The following is a 16,229-nucleotide window of genomic DNA, read 5'->3' on the forward strand; positions in this document are numbered from 1 at the left end:
CAATCATCCGCGTTTTGCTGATTGAACCGATTGCTGATAACTCAGGTGTCGAATGGTATAACAGTAGTGGCTCTGTTGTTGCCTTCGAACACTGCACTACAGTGACGCCACTACAGCCACCTGTCAATCAGTCGGTCGAGTCGCGTCGAAAGCGAGACGTTTCGCCCGGTCGAACGCAGTCGAAAGTCGCTGCGACCGAAGAGCGCCAGAATCAACCCGACCGCGACGCCGACGACGACGACGTTGACGGCGGCGATGGCGACGAAGGGGTGGATTCCGTGGAGCCAGACCAGCATCGAGGGGGGCAACACGAGCAGATACCGGTTTTCGTACACCGTCATCGTTGCCCGACCCTCGGTGTCCGGTGCCGTCATCAAAACGGTCACTTCGCCCGTATCCTGAAGCGAGACGGTCGTCGACCGCGGGTCTGCGGAAACCCCCTCTCCCGGGGTATCGAGCACTGCTACGATGGGCACGTAGCCGCTGTTGTCGATCGTCCGCGTCACCGTTGCCACCTCTCCGGGGGCGACTGTCTGTGGGTCAGCCGTCGGATTTTCGGTGGCCAGCACTTCGTAGGTCGCCCCACCTGCGGGGATAACCATCGCTGCGGTTGCGAACACGGCGAGCAACAGGACGACGACCGAAATCGCCGACCAGAGTCCGATGACGTTTTCACGGTTCGTCTTTCGCTCCGTATCCCGCTCGGTCGCCCCGGTTCGCTCGAGGAGCAACCCCACACCGAGCAGTGCGATGCCGATGGCGACGAGCAGCGCACCGGCGCCGTCGGCGTCGAACGCGGCCGCGATGCCGAGTGGGGCGGCGAGCAGCCCGAAAATCGCGGCGACCACGCTGTGGACGCTCATGATGAGGGTGCCGAGATGGGGGAGCCGGACCACCGCCCCGTTCACCTGCCAGGCGACGGCGACGATCTGGCCATCGGTGACCGGGGGCTCACCCCCGTCCTGGTCGGTAAACGGATTCGCATCGCCTTTGGTTACGTACCCCTCGTCGGTCTCCTCGACGACGCGGTGTGTGGTCAGGCCACCCTCGTGTAAGGTCTGGGCGTCGAAGACGACGACGTCGCCGGGTTCTGGATCGTCCGCAACGATGCTCGGGACGGCGACGAACCCGTCGCCGGCGTTCAGCGCCGGTTCCATGCTCCCCGTCGCGACGTAGCCGAGCAACACCGGCTGGCCCAGCAGTTGGCCCACGATGAGCAAGACGAGCGCGAGGCCGACGACGAAGCTCACCCCTCCCTTGAGCGCTGTCGTCACCTGCATCTCCCGTTCACCCACTCGAGCCCGTTCACAGTCGTTCCTCTCTCGAGGCCGAAGAATCTTAATTGGTCCGACAAGCGGGTCGGGGTGTCCTCGTGTTTGCTTCTAGCCATCGGAGCCACGTCACAGCCAGCCCATGCGTCTCGAGTACAGCAGTCCGAAGCCAAACAGTATCGGAACCGTCAGGGCAACGCCTGTCTGTCCGGGGAGTTCGGTCACCGAGGCCGAGACGAGCGTTGGCTCGACGACGGCGACGCTGCCAGCATCGACGCCACCGAACGCGAGGCTGTAGCTCCCGGCGTTCTCGAACGTGCGCTCGAGGGTCACCGTCTCCGATTCGCCCGGCTCGAGGTCGACGGTCACCGTATCGACGACGAAGCCGCCGACGACGACGTCGAAGGTGCGTTCGCCGGCGAGTTCGCCCGCGTTGGTTACATTCGCGGTCAGCGTCACCGACTCTCCGGGCTGAATCTGTCCGGTGTTCAGGGAGACGCTCGAGACGGTAATGTTCGCGGCTGGTTCGCCCGTTTCGTCCGCGGACACCTCGACGTCTCTCGTTTCGTCTCCGATACCGACCGGAACCGTCCCGGGGTCCTCGAGCGTCTGCTCGAACGTGACGGTGGCGGTCGAATCCGCGGGCACGGACACCGTTTGCTGGCTGACGACGACCCCATCGACGGTGAGCCGGGCGGTCACGTCCTCGTCGCTGTCACCGCCTTCGTAGGTCCCGGTGATGGTGACCGACTCGCCGGCGGTTAGCTCGAGTGGGGTGACCTCGAGGTCGACCAGTGACGGTCCGGCGGGTGGTTCGTCGTCATCTGCTGGTGGGTCCGGCGATGGCATCATCGGCGGGGCTGGTGGTGGCGTGCCGTCCCCGTCGTCGTAGGCCACCGCGAGGGTGATGTTGCTCGAGCCTTCCATCGTCCGCTCGGTATCGATGGAAATTCCGACACCGGTCGGGTCGTCAGTCTCGAGGGTTAGCGGCTCATTCTCGTTGATTTCGTCGCTTCGGTCGCCGGTCCCATAGAAGCTGAGGCCATCGCTTTCGGGCTCAATCCACAGATGAGCAACGCGGTCGTCACCGGCCTCGACGGTAAACAGTTCGTCGACGCTCGTGACCGCGTCCTCGTTCAGTCCCTCGAAGTCGAGCACCAGCTTACCGTCCTCGATGTCGGCGTATTCGCTCGTGGCATCAAATCGGATGTCGCCGGAGGCATCGTCCTCGAGTGAGATTGCGGCTGTGGGCACGGCTAGCGTTAAGACGAATACTACCGCGATTGCCACGAGTTTGGTTTGCATTTATAATCTCAGAGTCATCACTACGTACCGAGGCCAATCCAAACGGCAGTTCGCAGTTATGCGCTATTTGCTATGATGGTGATCCCATTTTCCGGTATGTCACTGGGTGAACTCGTATCCTGGTAACCAAATACCACATTAAATTCAACCTTTCCTCCAGCTCCATCCAACTGCTTAACCTCGTTATCGTCAACGCTGTCGTAATCGCCGCCACTGATTACTTCAAATTGGAATCCGCCGTCATCTCCAGCATTTGATGTGATATAGGTATTAGATGCTTCATTAGCATCTTGGATCTCGATATCTACTTTGTCCTCCTCGTTTTCGCGGTGGTTGGTGATGGTGAGAACGTCATCAAACCTAGTTACTGCATTTTCATTTACGTCACCGTCTAGATCTAATTCAATTTGGTCAGCGTCCCCACCAGCTAAGTCTCCACTGACATCAAACCGAATCAGTGCAGCGTCGTCACCTGCAGTATCAATGTCCACGTCTCGAGTCGCTTCCACACTGCTAAACGCACCCGTTCCGAGTGCGGCACCGCCGCCAGCGACAATCGTTCCCAGTCCAATCAACACGTTGCGTCTGTTTGCTCTCATTGGTAATGTCTCCGTACGACCTGCCCGAGTAACCGTAACCGCCAGTTACTCGAGGCAGTTCTTATCCATACCTACACACACCTACCCACTTTGTATTGGGGTGCCCGAACCCGTTCACACCGACTGATACCGCCGTTCAAGCCCGGCCTGAAGCCGCTGCTCGAGTCAGCGATAGGCTACAGGCCGGGCTTGAGAACGCCGTCGTGAGAGTCACGCTCACGCACGTTGGCCAACAGAGATATATGTCCCAATCGGCAATCTATCACTACGAGCGACACGTTTCATGGGTGTACAGCACACGTCCGGGGGGACCAGCCGTGGTGATGTCTTTAGCCTGCTGAGCAATCAGCGCCGGCGCTATACGATTCACTATCTCAAACGCGAGGAAGACCCCGTCGAACTCGGGGAACTCGCCGAACACGTCGCCGCCTGGGAACTCGAGAAAGACGTCGCCGAACTCACCTCGACGGAGCGAAAGCGGATTTACACCTCGCTCCAGCAGACCCATCTGCCGACGCTCGAGCGCGCGGAGATGGTCACCTTCGACGATCGGACGATCGAACTCACCGAAAACGCCCGCGACCTCGAGGTGTATCTCGACGTCGTCCCCGAGGACTCGGTCCCGTGGGGGGTGTACTACCTCGGCCTGTCCGCACTGGCTGGGGTCGTGCTGGCTGGATTATGGCTCGAGGTAGTCCCAACCGAAACCGTCCCACTGCTCGGCTGGGCGACGATACTGGTCGGCCTGTTCGCCGTTTCTGCTGTGGTGCACGTCCTCGAGAACCGCCGGATGCGGCTGGGGCAGGGGGAACGCCCACCGTGAGGGAAAGCCGATGAACGTGGTTTCCAAAGTCGCGATGGTTCTGGTGGTCGTCGGTATCCTGTTACTTTCGGGTCCAGTGTTTGGCTTTACGACGTTTAGCGCCGACCGCGGTGTCACCGCCGAAACCGCCGAAACCGAGCAGGCGTTGCTCGCCATTTCGGGAACGGATGCGACGCCGACGAATCAGAACGATGCAGTGATACTCGAGATTACGAACAATGCGAATGTCGATTTCACCTCACTCGAGACTTCGGTGACGATCGAGGGCGATAACGATCGAATCAGCGTGAGCGACCCGTTCGACGACCAACTTGCTTCGGACGAGCAGACCGGACTCGAGGTTACGTGTGAACGCGGTGGTGGCGGTGAGGCCACTGTTAGGGTCGACGCTGACGCCTTCGGTAGCGAACTCGCTATCGAGGGAGTGACGTACGAACACACGTTCGCTTACACCTGCACTGGACAGGGCGATCCTGGCGGTGGGTTTACGACCGTTCAGGCGGGCGATGTTGACGGGCCGGGTCCGACTACACAGACGCTCTCGTTTACGCCTGACGGGTCTATCGGTAACGGTGACACCGTGACGATTGCGGTGAGTGCAACCCAGGGTGGGTGGTTCATCGGGGCCGATTACACCGACGCATCCGCCGACATCGTTGGACAGGCGAACGATGACGTCGAAATCGTCGCTGCTGATGGCGGCGAGATCGTCCTCGAGGTAACTGCACAAGGTCAAATTAAAGATGGTGATGAGCTCGTCGTCGAACTCTCGAACGTCGAAACGGTCTCGAGCTTTTGGTTCGACTTCGGATTCGGATCCGCCGAATTTACGCGAAGTGATTCCGGCGAGTCGGGTACGGATTCGTTCTGGATAACGGAATCGGCTGCTACTGGAACGATGACAACGCAACACGCCGATGGACTTGGATCGACCACAGTCACCGAATCCGAACTCGAGCAGGTCGATATCGACGAACTCGATGCGTTCGACACTCACGAAGAACTCATCGCTGAACTCCGCGAGCGCGATGGTGTCGAGGTTATCGACGACACCTAACCCGAGGCAAACCGCCACTCGAGCAATGCGAACGGCTTTTTAACACCGGAAACAGAGGTACGCCTATGTCGACCGAAACGATGAGCCCGCGGCGCGAACACATACGCTCGATCAGCGTGACGGCCTTTGCCTGTCTCGCTGGCGTCGGCGTCGCGATCGGCTCAGCGATACTCACTGCTGGTGAGGCCGCCAACGACGCGGCGGCCGACCCGCTCACCTATCTCCTCGTCTTCGGGGTGATCGTCGCCCAGCTCGTCCTGTTGCCGGCCCTCGGCATCTACGACGAGGACGAGTTCGGAATCAAACACTACCTGTTTATCACGCTGATGACGTTCTCGTTCTGGTTCATCACGTGGGGTATTATTCTGTCAACCGGGGCATCGTTCTAACATGGCCAAAGACAGTATCGCTGTCGTCGACCTCGATCGCTGTCAACCGGACCGGTGTAACTACGAGTGCCAGAACTACTGTCCACCGAACCGGACCGGCAAGGAGTGTATCACACTTCGAGGCGAGGACGCAGACGAGGGCCAACCGGAGCAGGTTCGTATCTCCGAAGAGATCTGTCTGGGTGAAACCTGCGGTATCTGCGTCGAGAAGTGCCCCTTCGATGCGATCGAGATCATCAACTTGCCCCAGGAACTGCAGGACGATCCGGCTCACCGGTACGGCGAAAACGCGTTCTCGCTGTACGGCCTGCCAGCCCCACAGGAAGGGAAAGTGACGGGGATTCTCGGACCGAACGGCATCGGGAAAACGACGGCCGTTCGCATTCTGGCGGGCGAACTCGAGCCGAACCTCGGTCGATTCGAAGAGCCACCGGACTGGGACGACGTCCTCGAGGCCTACCGCGGGACGGAACTGCAGGACTACATCGCCGACGTTCGCGACGGCGACGTGACGGTCGCGCGGAAACCGCAGTACGTCGATCAGATTCCGAACCAGTTCGACGGCAACACGCGCGAACTCCTCGAGCGGACGAACGAACGGGACGCACTGGAGTATCTCGTCGAGCGACTCTCCATCGGTCCCGTCATGGACCAGGCGATCGACGACCTCTCTGGCGGGGAACTCCAGCGGGTTGCCATCGCTGCCACCCTGGCTCGAGACACGGACTTCTACTTCCTCGACGAGATCACGCCCTACCTCGACATCGGCCAGCGCGTGACGGCCGCACGGTTGATCCGGGAACTCGCCGAAGACGACGGCAAGTCGATGCTCGTGGTCGAACACGACCTGGCAGTCCTCGATTTACTCGCCGATACGCTTCACGTCGCCTACGGTGAGCCCGGCGCCTACGGTGTCATCACGACACCGAAATCGGTCCGCAACGGGATCAACGAGTACCTCGCGGGCTACCTCGAGAACGAGAACATGCGGATTCGACCGAATCCCATCGAGTTCGAAGAGCACGCCCCACGGACGATTTCGCGTGCCGACACGCTCGTCGAATACCCCGACCTCACGAAGTCGTACGGCGACGGCGAGTTCAGACTCGAGGTCGAGGGCGGGCGGATTCGACAGAACGAGGTGCTCGGCATCGTCGGTCCGAACGGCATCGGGAAGTCGACGTTCGCGAAGCTGTTGACCGGCGCACTCGAGCCGGATTCGGGCGATGCGGACCTCGATCTGGACATCTCGTACAAACCCCAGTACGTCACCATCGACCAGCACATGCGCGTCGACGTGTTCCTCTCGTCGATCACTGACCAGTTCGGCTCGTCGTACTGGAACACCGAAATCGCCCAGCCGTTGCAACTCGAGCGAATTATGGAACAAAATCTCTCTGACCTTTCCGGTGGTGAGCGCCAGCGGGTGGCGATTGCGGCCTGTCTCTCCGATTCAGCTGATCTGTACCTGCTCGACGAACCGTCGGCACATCTGGACGTCGAACAGCGAGTGCAGGCGACGCGGGCGATTCGTCGCTATGCCGAACAGCAGGACGCCACCGTCCTGGTTATCGACCACGACATCTACATGATCGACCTGCTCGCTGACCGCCTGATGGTGTTCGATGGCGAACCGGCCGTTCACGGTCGTGCGGGCACTCCACAGTCGATGCGCGGTGGGATGAACGAGTTCCTGGCAAACCTCGAGGTCACGTTCCGGCGGGACGAGCGAACCTCGAGGCCGCGTATCAACAAGCCCGAGTCACAACTCGACCGGCAACAAAAACGGGAAGGCGAATACTACTATGCGCCGTAACTGTTGTTGGCAACTCGGTTTACTTTCTTTGAATCAGAACGCACAAACTGGCGTTCCAGGCCCACGTAGTGCTGATTCGCATATGAATGTCAGTCATATTGCCAACCACTGGTACGGTGCTCTCGGTGCTGAACGATCGGGGGTTCGTTGATTTTCGGTCCGCCTGAGGTTCACGCTACAAGTGTCCGCTCGAGCGGCGTTTCGACTGACTCGAGCGTCGTTACGCTGTTCGAGAACGGAGTGCTGTCACAAAGGGCTATTCGGCCGACTCGGACCCCGATCGAAGCCCTTTGATGTTCTCCTCGCCCCGATTTTTCAGCTCGCCAAAGCGCTGTTCGGCGTCGGGTCGACGCTCGCCGATCACGGCACCGGCCAGAGCACCCACGGCGGCACCGGAGCTCGCAAGGTTCTTGTTGAATAGTCCACCGAGGAAGCCGCCGATAGCGGCACCGATGGCTGCGTAGCGTGCACGGCTCAGCATACGGTTGATTCGTTGTTTCACCATGTGGACCCCTTTGTCGGTCAGGGAAATAAACGTGTCCCCGGCTGCGGGACAGAAACCGTGCCCGTGCGATTTCGAAGGGGAGGGTGGGAACGAGTGCCGTCTGTCGCCGTGTGCAGTTGACCTGCCGTGTGATTACCGTTCCTCGAGTCGCCAGTGCTGGTTGTCGCCGCCGACGTACTCCCACTGGTGGACGTTCGCCCCGTCGTCGCTCGAGACGCCTTCGACGTCGAGGACCTTGCCACTGTGGACGGCCGTGATCGTGTACAGAGTATCGGCGTCGTCGACCGGCTCGACGAACCAGCGCTGGTTGTCGGCGCCGACGTCTTCCCACTGGTGGACGTTCGCACCGTCCTCGCCCGAGGCGTTTTCGACGTCCAGTACCTTGCCGCTGTGGTCGGCGACGATGCGGTACTCGTTGTCGCCGACGGCCTCGAGCGTCCAGTGCTGATTGTCGCCGCCGACGTACTCCCACTGGTGGACGTTCGCGCCGTCATCGGTGGAGACGTCAGCAACGTCCAGGGCCTTCCCGCTGTGATCGGCGAGGATACGGTACGTTCCCTCGAGACTTTCGTCTTCCTCGTCGTCAGCCGGCAGGACGATGAGGTCGCCGACCTCAACCGTGATGGTGTCGCCGTGGTCCTCGAGGAGGACGTCTTCGTCCTTGAACAGGTCGTAGCCTTCGTATTTGGCGTCGATTTCGACTTCGGTATCGCCGTCGCCGAAGTTGACTATGGCGGCGACAGTCGACGGTCCATCGATGTCTTCCCGTCGGCTGACGCGACGCTCACAGAGCAGCAGTTCGGCGTCGTCATCGGCCTCGAAGGGGATGCCGTCGAACTCGGCATCCGGGTGCAATGCTTCGACCTCGTCGTACAGCGTCGAGAGATTCTCGAAGAAGTTCGTGTGGTACTCGTCTGGGCCGTCATCCCAGTTCATGAACGCTCGCTGGCGGCCACCTTCGCGGACGTCGGCAGCAACGTTGATGTTTCCGTCGTCGTCGTAGCCGCGGTGATCGTCTTCGCCCAGGTGGCGACCCTCTCCATACCGGCTGATCTGGCGCTCGATGCCGTAGTATAGCTGTGGCACGCCGGGGAGGACGAACGCCGCGGCCGCACAGCACCGAACCCGGTTGGCGTAGTACGCCCACGTGCCGTCGTCGATGTCGTCGTGGTTCGGGTCGTGGAGGTCGACTGCGGCCTGGTTGAGGATGCGATGTTCGTCGTGGTTCTCGAGAGCGTTCACGACGAGGGAGTGGTCGGGGAGCCCGATCTGGCTCCGCTCGTCGATCGTGTCGAACAGGCTGCCACCGTGGGCGTCGTCGGCAGCGACTTGTTGTGCCTGATTGAGGAACCCAGCTGTGTCGTGGTGCATGTCGAACTCGCTTTCGGTGTAGCTGGCGTCCCGCGGGATGGTCTCGTCGAACATGAGGAACTCCTCGTTGTTGTACCGACCGATCTCGCGAATTTCTTTCCAGACGGATTTGGGTACGCCGTAGGCGATGTCCGCGCGGAAGCCGTCGACGCCCATGCCACCCGCAGACTGTGGCCGCGACCAGAAGTCGGCCACGCCCATTATGTACTCGCGCAGGGAGAGGCTCTCGAAGTTGAGGTTGGGCATCACCTGCAGATCGGCGAAGCCGGTTGGTCGTGGTTCGGCCTCGAGCAACTCGCCGTCCTCGTTCCGTCGGGGAACCTCGGCGCGATCCCACCAGTCGAACGCCCGGTGGTCCTCGTCCCACTCGGTGACGGTGTCCCACGGGCCGGGGCCGTCCGCACGCTCGCCGATGGTATCCTCGAATAGCGGATTCGTACGACCTGCGTGGTTGATGACGATGTCGAAGACGACCTTGATGTTCCGGTCGTGACACTCATTGACGAACCGGCGGTAGACCTCGAGCGGGTCCTCGCCGTCGGGGACGAGATCCTCGGAGACGCCGGTGTAGTCTGCCGTATCGTAGCCGTGGGGACCGCCGCCGGACAGTTCGCCGTCGAGTTGCCGTTCGACGCTCGTCGCCGGGACGGTAGGGGTGAGCCAGATGGCGTCGACGCCCATCTCGTCGAGATAGTCGAGACCGGGTGCTCCCGTGTCGTCGTCGCCGGAGATCAGGGTCTCGAGCGTGGTCGCCTCGCGTTCGCCCGCCCACGAGCGGGGGAAGAGCTGGTACATGATGCCGTCGGCCATCCATTCTGGCGGCCGGTTCGGCAGGTCGACGCTCCCGTCGGGGTCGAGTACTACGAGGTCCTGTGCACTCTTTGTCGCCGCCCCGTCGTCGTAAACCGCCGCGTGAACACGGGCGGATTCTCCCTCGAGAGCGTCAACGGGAATCGTCGCCCGCAGACCGCCGTCTGCCTCTTCGATCGCTGCGCTCGAGAGGGCGTCCCGGTCGTCGGCCCGGAAGACGCCCCACAGGTCGTCGCTCGAGGAGTCGGCGAAGGGAGCGGGCTGGGCGTTGGTCTCGAGCCGAAACTCCTCGGCCTCGTCGTCGTAGGTCGCTTCGAGTTCGAGACGTGGGGCGTTATCGGGGTCGCCATTGTAGACCGCCGCGCCGCCGTCGCCCCTGGGGAATGCGTGGAGCGTGAGTTCGTGGGTACCGTCAGGCGCCTCGAGCTCGAGGATGTAGTCGCCGGGTGCGTCCGCGCGGAACTCCGCGACGGTGTCCTGGCCTTCGTCGTATCGTCCGAGGTCGTCCCCGGTGGCGGTCGCGAAAGAGACGACGTCGGGGCCGTCGCTCGCCTCGGGCCAGTCGACGAGGGTCCACGTGAAGTCGCTTGCGTCGTAGTCGTGTGGGTCGGCCCGAAGATCGGGCAGGCGGGGTGCGAGGTTGTCACGGCCCTTATCCCAGAGAGCCCAGGCCGGGGGTTCGTCGGCCTCGAGGCCGCGGGTGTCGGCTCCGAGTGTCCAGACAGGATTCACGATCGGTTCGTCCACGCTGATGAACCGTGGAGCTCCAGGATGGTGTGACTCCACAGGCGTCTCGGGATCGAAACCGCTCGGGAACAGTGTGCCCGTACCGGTATCGCCACCGGTTGTTTGACTCCCGAGGGCGGCGACGGCCCCCATTGCGGCCATTCCTCGAAGCACTGAACGCCGCGAGAGCTCGGCTTCAGGCTGGTATTCGCTCATCGCGGTCCCTCCGGCGTGCGGTCACTGGTGGCGAGTGGCGTGCTGGATGTTCGCATAGACAATTATGATGTAATTGTTTTTCACACATAAATATTATTTCTACACACAACCATAAACGAACAAATATAACTCGGTTTCAAAATAAACGAACGTTCCCTTGAGTGGACGTTCTGACTGCTGAGCGGACGTTCGTCGATTTCTCGAGTGTGAACCACTCCCCTGACGCTCACTCGACGGGGGCCGCCACGAGCCCCTCGATCGCTTCCCTGAGGAACGCCTCGAAGGTCACCGAGGCGAGGCCGATAGCCAGTGAGAGCAGCGCTGCGAGGACGACCACAGCCACCATCGTGGCGGTGATCGACTGAGACCCGTTATCGACCCCATCGAACGTACCGAAGTAAATCCGGTCGACGAACGGGATGACGTATCCGAGCGTCAAGAGCGTCGAGAACACGACGAAGGCAGTGACGACCCAGAGTCCCTGTTCGAGGGCGCCCACTGCGATGTACCACTTACCGACGAAACCGACCGTCGGCGGGAGGCCGATCATGGCGATGGCGAGGCCGGCGAAGGCGGCGGCGACGAGCGGAGCGCGGTTGGCGAGGCCGCCGAACTCGTCGATGGTGCGGGCATCGAAGCGGATAGCGATGAGCCCGGCGACGAGACAGAACGCGCCCTTGACGATGCCGTGGCCGAAAAGCTGGATGACCGAACCGAAGACGGCCGTCTCGGTGGCGACGAGCAATCCGGCGACGATCAGCCCGAACTGAGAGATCGTCGAGTATGCGAGCATGCCCTTGATGTCCCGCTGGCCGTAGGCCAGGAGGTTTCCGACGAGCAGACTCCCGATTGCCCCGTAGATGATGCCGTTCGTGACGGCCGGATTCGCCGTCAGGAACTCGAGCGTGAACACGTCGAAGAGGACCCGAAAGAAGGCGTACACTGCGGCTGCCGGGAGTACTCCCGAGATCAGTGCACTGACGGGATCTGTCGCCCTCGCGTGGGTCTCGATGAGCCAGCCGTGTAGGGGAACGAGCGCGACGAGCAGGGCGAGTCCGACGGTCATGAACACGAAAGACGTGACGACGAGCGAGTCGGTGTAGCCCACTTCTGCCAGTGCGAATCCGAGGCGTTGTCCGTCACTCGAGCCGCCGAGCCACACCGCGAGGAGGACGCCGACGAGGTAGACGCTCGCACCCAGCGTAGCCGTCCGACGGTAGCCCCGTGCCGTCGCTTCGACGCCGGCTTTCTCGCTACACTCGACGAGCCGGCCCGTGGCCCAGATCAACAGCACGAGAAAGGCGTAGATGCCGAGGAGGTCTCCTGAGAGAACCACGCCGAAGACGGCCGTCGTAAAGAGCAGGTAGGGGACGTAGAACTCGCGGCCGTGCGGGCCAGCTGTTCGGGTGTAGCCGAGGATCCCGAGGGTCAACACCACGTCCAGCAATCCGACCGTCACCGAGAGAGCGTCCGAGCGGAAGACGAGCCCCGGACCGCCCTGGATTCCCAGGCGATAGACGGTTGCTCCGTCGAGGATCAAGAGCGTCGCGAGCAGCGTCGAGGTGACGGCGGTCAGGCCCAGCGAAACGGTCGCGACGGCCCAGGGCGTTCGCTTCGAGTCGAGACACACGGCGAGGACACCGATCGTGGGAATCAACAAAACGGCGAACAGCAGGACGACGGCGAGGCTCATCTGGGACCAACTCCGATCAGCAGGGCGACGGCAAGACAGACCACGAGCGCGGCGTATCGGTACCGGCGGTTGGGGCCGATCCCGATCGTCCCGGCGATCTCGCGCGACCGCTCGCGGTACCGTTCACCTGCCTCGTCCGGCAGGCGACGGGCGATCACGTGGACGGGGTCGGTCGCGGCGGCGAACGCCCGTCGCCGGAGACCATGGTCGGCGGCACTCACTGCACTGAAGACGAGGGCGACGCCGGCCGCGAGCGTTCGCGTCCCCTCGAAGATCAGCGGATCACGGACCGCGTCGACGTCGACCCCACCCTCCAGGCGCTCGAGCAGGGGCCGGCCGATGACGAACGCGATTACACCGACGGCAAAGAGGGCGACCTTCTCGAGGAGGTGACGCTGTGAGTAGGGGTCGGTCGACCAGTCGCCCCTCGCGGGGAGCAAGTCGAAGAACGGGTCGTACCAGAGTCCGATGGCGAGACAGGCGACGGCGATGGGGATCATCGTGATGGCCTGAGCCGGGGTTGCGTCCGACAGCAGGTGGTCCTCGCCCCGGCGACTGGCGTAGTAGCCGAACTTACAAAACGAGACGATAGTGCCGACGGCCCCGATCAGCAGGAGCCACCGCAGTGGCGTGTGGCCACCCTCGAGAGCGGCGTCGAGCACCATACCCTTGCTAACGAAGCCGTTGGTGCCCGGGACGGCGGTGATCGAGGCGGCCGCGACGAGGAACGCCCCAACGAGGAGGGGGCTCGAGCGACCCAGCCGTCCACCAGAGTCGAGTTTGCCGGTGCCCGCCCGGATGACGATGAGCCCGGCGACCATGAATAACAGCCCCTTGAACAGGACGTTGTTGAACAGGTGAGCGAACGCGCCCGCGATCCCGAGGGCCGAACCGATGCCGATACCTGCGAGGATGTAGCCCACCTGGGCCTGGATGTGATAGGCGAGTAGCCGACGGGCGTCCTTCTGGGCCAGGGCGTAGCTCGCGCCGAACACAGCCATGACGCCGCCGACGTAGGCGAGCGCGAGGTTTCCCTCGGGGAACGCCCGGTAGGCGGCGTAGACGGCGAGTTTCGTGGTGTACGCCGAGAGGACGACCGACGCGCCGACGTGGGGGCTGGCGTAGGTGTCGGGCAACCAGACGTGCACGCCGATCAGCGCAGCGTTGATCCCGACGCCGGCGGCGACGGTGAGCGCAGGGAGCCCACCCGCGATTCCGTCGCCAAAGTGAAGGGCGTCTGCGCCACCCTGCGCCACGACGTGCATCGCGAGGCCGGCTGCGAGCAGTGCACCGCCGATGGCGTGGACCAGCGCGTACCGAAACCCGACCCGCACGGCGTCGCCCCCGTGGAGCCAGACCAGGAGGGTGCTCGCGAGCGCCATCAGTTCCCAGCCGACGAGCAGGCCGAGCCAGTCGCCGGCGAAGACGGCCCAGAGCGCGGCTCCGGCGTACGTCAGGGCGGCCGTGAGATGCCAGCAGTCGGCTCCCGTCACCGAGAGGTAGCCCACCGCCACGACACCGAATGCCACGAAGGCTAGTCCCGTCACCCGCGAGGCAGGGTCGACCGCGACGGGGATTATCGCGAACTCGAGGAACGTCCACTCCCCAGAGGTGCCCGCGGGCACAGTCAGTACCCACCAGGTGGCGACCCCGCAGGCGGTGATCCCGGCCACGGCACCGACACGCCGACCCAGCAGGGCGAGGGCGGCCGCGAGCCAGACGACGAACGCCGGCGAGATCGTGGCAGGATCGATCACCGGACGATCACCCCGAAACTCGCGTCGGCAGCCGCTCGCGCCAGCTCGAGGACGACCAGGTGGTCGGCCCAGATACCAAGCGCGATGATCGCGAGGGCGAGGGCGAGCAGGGGGACCACGAGCGCTGGACTTGCTTCGACACCGGTGGGCGGGAGGCGTTTCCAGCGCCGGTCCGTCGTAACGTTAGCCTGCTCGTCCAGCCTGTCGCTACTTGAAGTGCCACCCATCGGCCCCTCGAGCAACGGCTTCGGATCTGCTCTCTCGGGCGTCTCGAAGAACGCACCGTAGACGATGGGCCAGAAGTAAGCGACGTTGAGAGCCCCCGAGACCACGAGTACGGCCGGCACAATGGGACTGAGTTCCGCACCGCCCACGAGGAGGTACCACTTGCTCGCGAAACCGACGAAGAGCGGAAGGCCGGCCAGCGAGCAGGCGCCGACGGCGAAGACGGCCATGGTGAGTGGCATTCGTCGACCGACGCCGGCGATCTCGGACACCTTCTTCACGTCGGTTTCGATGGCGAGCGCGCCGACGCAGAAGAACAGCGCGAGCTTGGCGACGGCGTGGGCCGCGATGTGAAACAGGCCGCCGACGACGGCCGCGGGAACGAGGACGGCGATCCCGAGGACGACGTACGAGAGGTGGGCTACCGTCGAGTAGGCCAACCGGCGCTTGAGATCGTCCTGTCGAAGCGCGAGGAGGCTTCCCAGCAGGATCGTCGCGGCCGCGATGATGGCGAGCGGTGTCCCAACACCCAGATCGGCCGTCGTTTCGGGGCCGAATACCTCGAGGACAGTGCGCGCAATCCCGAAGACGCCCGATTTTACGACGATCACGGCGTGGAGCACTCCGGAGACGGTTGTCGGGGCAACCATCGCTCGCGGGAGCCAGGCGTGCAGGGGCATGATGGCTCCCTTGACGGCGAATCCCGCGAGCATGGCGACGATGGCGACACGTGCGGCCGTTGGGGCGCCGGCGGCCGCGTCGGCCAGACCCGGAATTCCGCCGGGAGCGAACGTCACGCTCCCCGCGAGGGTGTGGACGATCACTGCGCCGCCGACGACGAGCGTCCCGCCGCCGATGACGTAGGCGACGTACTCGTAGCCGACTTCCCGGGCGCGCTCGGTTCCCCTGTGGGCGACCAGCGGATAGGTCCCCACGGTGGTCAACTCGTAGAATATGACGAGCACCAGCAGGTTGGAGGCGAATGCGACGCCGATCCCGGAGCCGACCGAGAGACACAGTGCGGCCGTATACCGGGTACGATGGTCGAGTCCTTTCCCCCGGACGTACCCGACGCTGTACACCGCGGTGACGGCCCAGAGGCAACTGGCAACCAGGGCAAAGATCGTTCCGAGGGGATCGGCCTGTACCGAGAAATCGATGCCCGCCACGAGTGCCCCGAGGTTCGTCGTCGGCTGCCGACCCGCGAGAACCTCTGGGACCATGCTTGCGACGACCGCGACGGTCAGCAGGCTCGCGACGATCGGTGTCCCGTCACGAACCGCTGGACGACGCCGGCCGGCGACGATGACGGCGATCGCGAGAAACGCGATGGCGATAGCGGCGAGCGGACGCGGGTCGGTCATCGCCACCACCCCAGGCGTGGCCTGGATAGGTCGCCACTCGAGGTGCCCCTCGAGTGACGGCGCGCACGACCCCGTCGACGCGAACTCGTCGCTCGAGCCATCGGGATCCGGGGGCAGTGAGACGACGATGTCACGGTTGTTGACACGGTTGTGAACCGAACCGGTTAGTTCGTGCTGGTCTCTATAGGCGGTGCAGGACGAGAACCCCGACCCTTGCGGTCGGGGTTGTTGACTTCAGTGCGTCCCATAGCAGGGCCTCGGAGGGAGCGACCCGCACGGGGAAATCGATACCCGATGGGCTC

The 16,229-nt window shown here is 63.2% G+C and carries 12 protein-coding genes; 4 read left to right on the forward strand and 8 right to left on the reverse strand.

Going from position 1 to position 16,229, the window contains the following annotated elements; translation table 11 throughout:
* Positions 1–110: 110 nt before the first annotated feature.
* The 3 genes from NLK60_RS11940 to NLK60_RS11950 all read right to left on the reverse strand — a co-directional run bounded on the left by NLK60_RS11940 (position 111) and on the right by NLK60_RS11950 (position 3,175).
* Positions 111–1,280 carry a signal peptidase I gene (locus tag NLK60_RS11940; protein ID WP_254808001.1) on the reverse strand — a complete coding sequence of 390 codons (1,170 nt, stop codon included), beginning with the start codon at positions 1,278–1,280 and terminating at the stop codon, positions 111–113.
* Between the two features lie 120 nt (positions 1,281–1,400).
* A complete protein-coding gene (locus tag NLK60_RS11945) occupies positions 1,401–2,576 on the reverse strand; it encodes a CARDB domain-containing protein (protein ID WP_254808002.1) in 1,176 nt (391 codons plus the stop codon).
* A gap of 56 nt (positions 2,577–2,632) precedes the next feature.
* A complete protein-coding gene (locus NLK60_RS11950) occupies positions 2,633–3,175 on the reverse strand; it encodes a hypothetical protein (protein ID WP_254808003.1) in 543 nt (180 codons plus the stop codon).
* Between the two features lie 283 nt (positions 3,176–3,458).
* Between NLK60_RS11950 and NLK60_RS11955 the strand changes: the two genes are divergently transcribed.
* The 4 genes from NLK60_RS11955 to NLK60_RS11970 all read left to right on the forward strand — a co-directional run bounded on the left by NLK60_RS11955 (position 3,459) and on the right by NLK60_RS11970 (position 7,260).
* Entirely contained in the window at positions 3,459–3,998 is a 540-nt protein-coding gene (locus tag NLK60_RS11955) for a DUF7344 domain-containing protein (RefSeq protein WP_254808004.1), read from the forward strand.
* A gap of 10 nt (positions 3,999–4,008) precedes the next feature.
* Positions 4,009–5,055 (forward strand): hypothetical protein, encoded by a 1,047-nt coding sequence (locus tag NLK60_RS11960; RefSeq protein WP_254808005.1) that lies wholly within the window; start codon positions 4,009–4,011, stop codon positions 5,053–5,055.
* Positions 5,056–5,120: 65 nt separating this feature from the next.
* The gene (locus NLK60_RS11965; protein WP_254808006.1) at positions 5,121–5,444 is read left to right on the forward strand and encodes an EMC6-like membrane protein; all 324 of its coding nucleotides are present in this window, start codon (positions 5,121–5,123) and stop codon (positions 5,442–5,444) included.
* Position 5,445: 1 nt separating this feature from the next.
* Positions 5,446–7,260, forward strand: a complete 1,815-nt coding sequence (locus NLK60_RS11970; protein ID WP_254808007.1) for a ribosome biogenesis/translation initiation ATPase RLI — start codon at positions 5,446–5,448, stop codon at positions 7,258–7,260.
* A 256-nt stretch (positions 7,261–7,516) separates the two neighbouring features.
* On the opposite strand, the gene NLK60_RS11975 is transcribed toward NLK60_RS11970, so the two are convergent.
* The 5 genes from NLK60_RS11975 to NLK60_RS11995 form a co-directional block, all read right to left on the reverse strand.
* On the reverse strand, positions 7,517–7,765 hold the full coding sequence (locus NLK60_RS11975) for a glycine zipper 2TM domain-containing protein (RefSeq protein ID WP_254808008.1): 249 nt from the start codon (positions 7,763–7,765) through the stop codon (positions 7,517–7,519).
* A 132-nt stretch (positions 7,766–7,897) separates the two neighbouring features.
* Positions 7,898–10,888, reverse strand: coding sequence for an RICIN domain-containing protein (locus NLK60_RS11980; protein ID WP_254808009.1), 2,991 nt, complete (start codon positions 10,886–10,888; stop codon positions 7,898–7,900).
* A 226-nt stretch (positions 10,889–11,114) separates the two neighbouring features.
* A complete protein-coding gene (locus tag NLK60_RS11985; protein WP_254808010.1) occupies positions 11,115–12,581 on the reverse strand; it encodes a proton-conducting transporter transmembrane domain-containing protein in 1,467 nt (488 codons plus the stop codon).
* The gene (locus NLK60_RS11990; protein WP_254808011.1) at positions 12,578–14,338 is read right to left on the reverse strand and encodes a proton-conducting transporter transmembrane domain-containing protein; all 1,761 of its coding nucleotides are present in this window, start codon (positions 14,336–14,338) and stop codon (positions 12,578–12,580) included. Before NLK60_RS11990 ends, NLK60_RS11985 begins: the two co-directional genes overlap by 4 nt.
* Positions 14,335–15,927: a proton-conducting transporter transmembrane domain-containing protein gene (locus NLK60_RS11995; protein WP_254808012.1), complete on the reverse strand. Its 1,593-nt coding sequence runs from the start codon at positions 15,925–15,927 to the stop codon at positions 14,335–14,337. The genes NLK60_RS11990 and NLK60_RS11995 overlap by 4 nt, the downstream gene beginning before the upstream one ends.
* Between the last annotated feature and the right edge of the window lie 302 nt (positions 15,928–16,229).

The sequence above is a fragment of the Natronosalvus amylolyticus genome, assembly GCF_024298845.1.
GTDB lineage: Archaea > Halobacteriota > Halobacteria > Halobacteriales > Natrialbaceae > Natronosalvus > Natronosalvus amylolyticus.

Coding starts and splice junctions, on each gene's coding strand:
- NLK60_RS11980 (WP_254808009.1), bottom strand. CDS start 10,888: ATGAGCGAATACCAGCCTGAAGCCGAGCTCTCGCGGCGTTCAGTGCTT.
- NLK60_RS11960 (WP_254808005.1), top strand. CDS start 4,009: ATGAACGTGGTTTCCAAAGTCGCGATGGTTCTGGTGGTCGTCGGTATC.
- NLK60_RS11970 (WP_254808007.1), top strand. CDS start 5,446: ATGGCCAAAGACAGTATCGCTGTCGTCGACCTCGATCGCTGTCAACCG.
- NLK60_RS11940 (WP_254808001.1), bottom strand. CDS start 1,280: ATGCAGGTGACGACAGCGCTCAAGGGAGGGGTGAGCTTCGTCGTCGGC.
- NLK60_RS11950 (WP_254808003.1), bottom strand. CDS start 3,175: ATGAGAGCAAACAGACGCAACGTGTTGATTGGACTGGGAACGATTGTC.
- NLK60_RS11965 (WP_254808006.1), top strand. CDS start 5,121: ATGTCGACCGAAACGATGAGCCCGCGGCGCGAACACATACGCTCGATC.
- NLK60_RS11955 (WP_254808004.1), top strand. CDS start 3,459: ATGGGTGTACAGCACACGTCCGGGGGGACCAGCCGTGGTGATGTCTTT.
- NLK60_RS11945 (WP_254808002.1), bottom strand. CDS start 2,576: ATGCAAACCAAACTCGTGGCAATCGCGGTAGTATTCGTCTTAACGCTA.
- NLK60_RS11985 (WP_254808010.1), bottom strand. CDS start 12,581: ATGAGCCTCGCCGTCGTCCTGCTGTTCGCCGTTTTGTTGATTCCCACG.
- NLK60_RS11975 (WP_254808008.1), bottom strand. CDS start 7,765: ATGGTGAAACAACGAATCAACCGTATGCTGAGCCGTGCACGCTACGCA.
- NLK60_RS11995 (WP_254808012.1), bottom strand. CDS start 15,927: ATGACCGACCCGCGTCCGCTCGCCGCTATCGCCATCGCGTTTCTCGCG.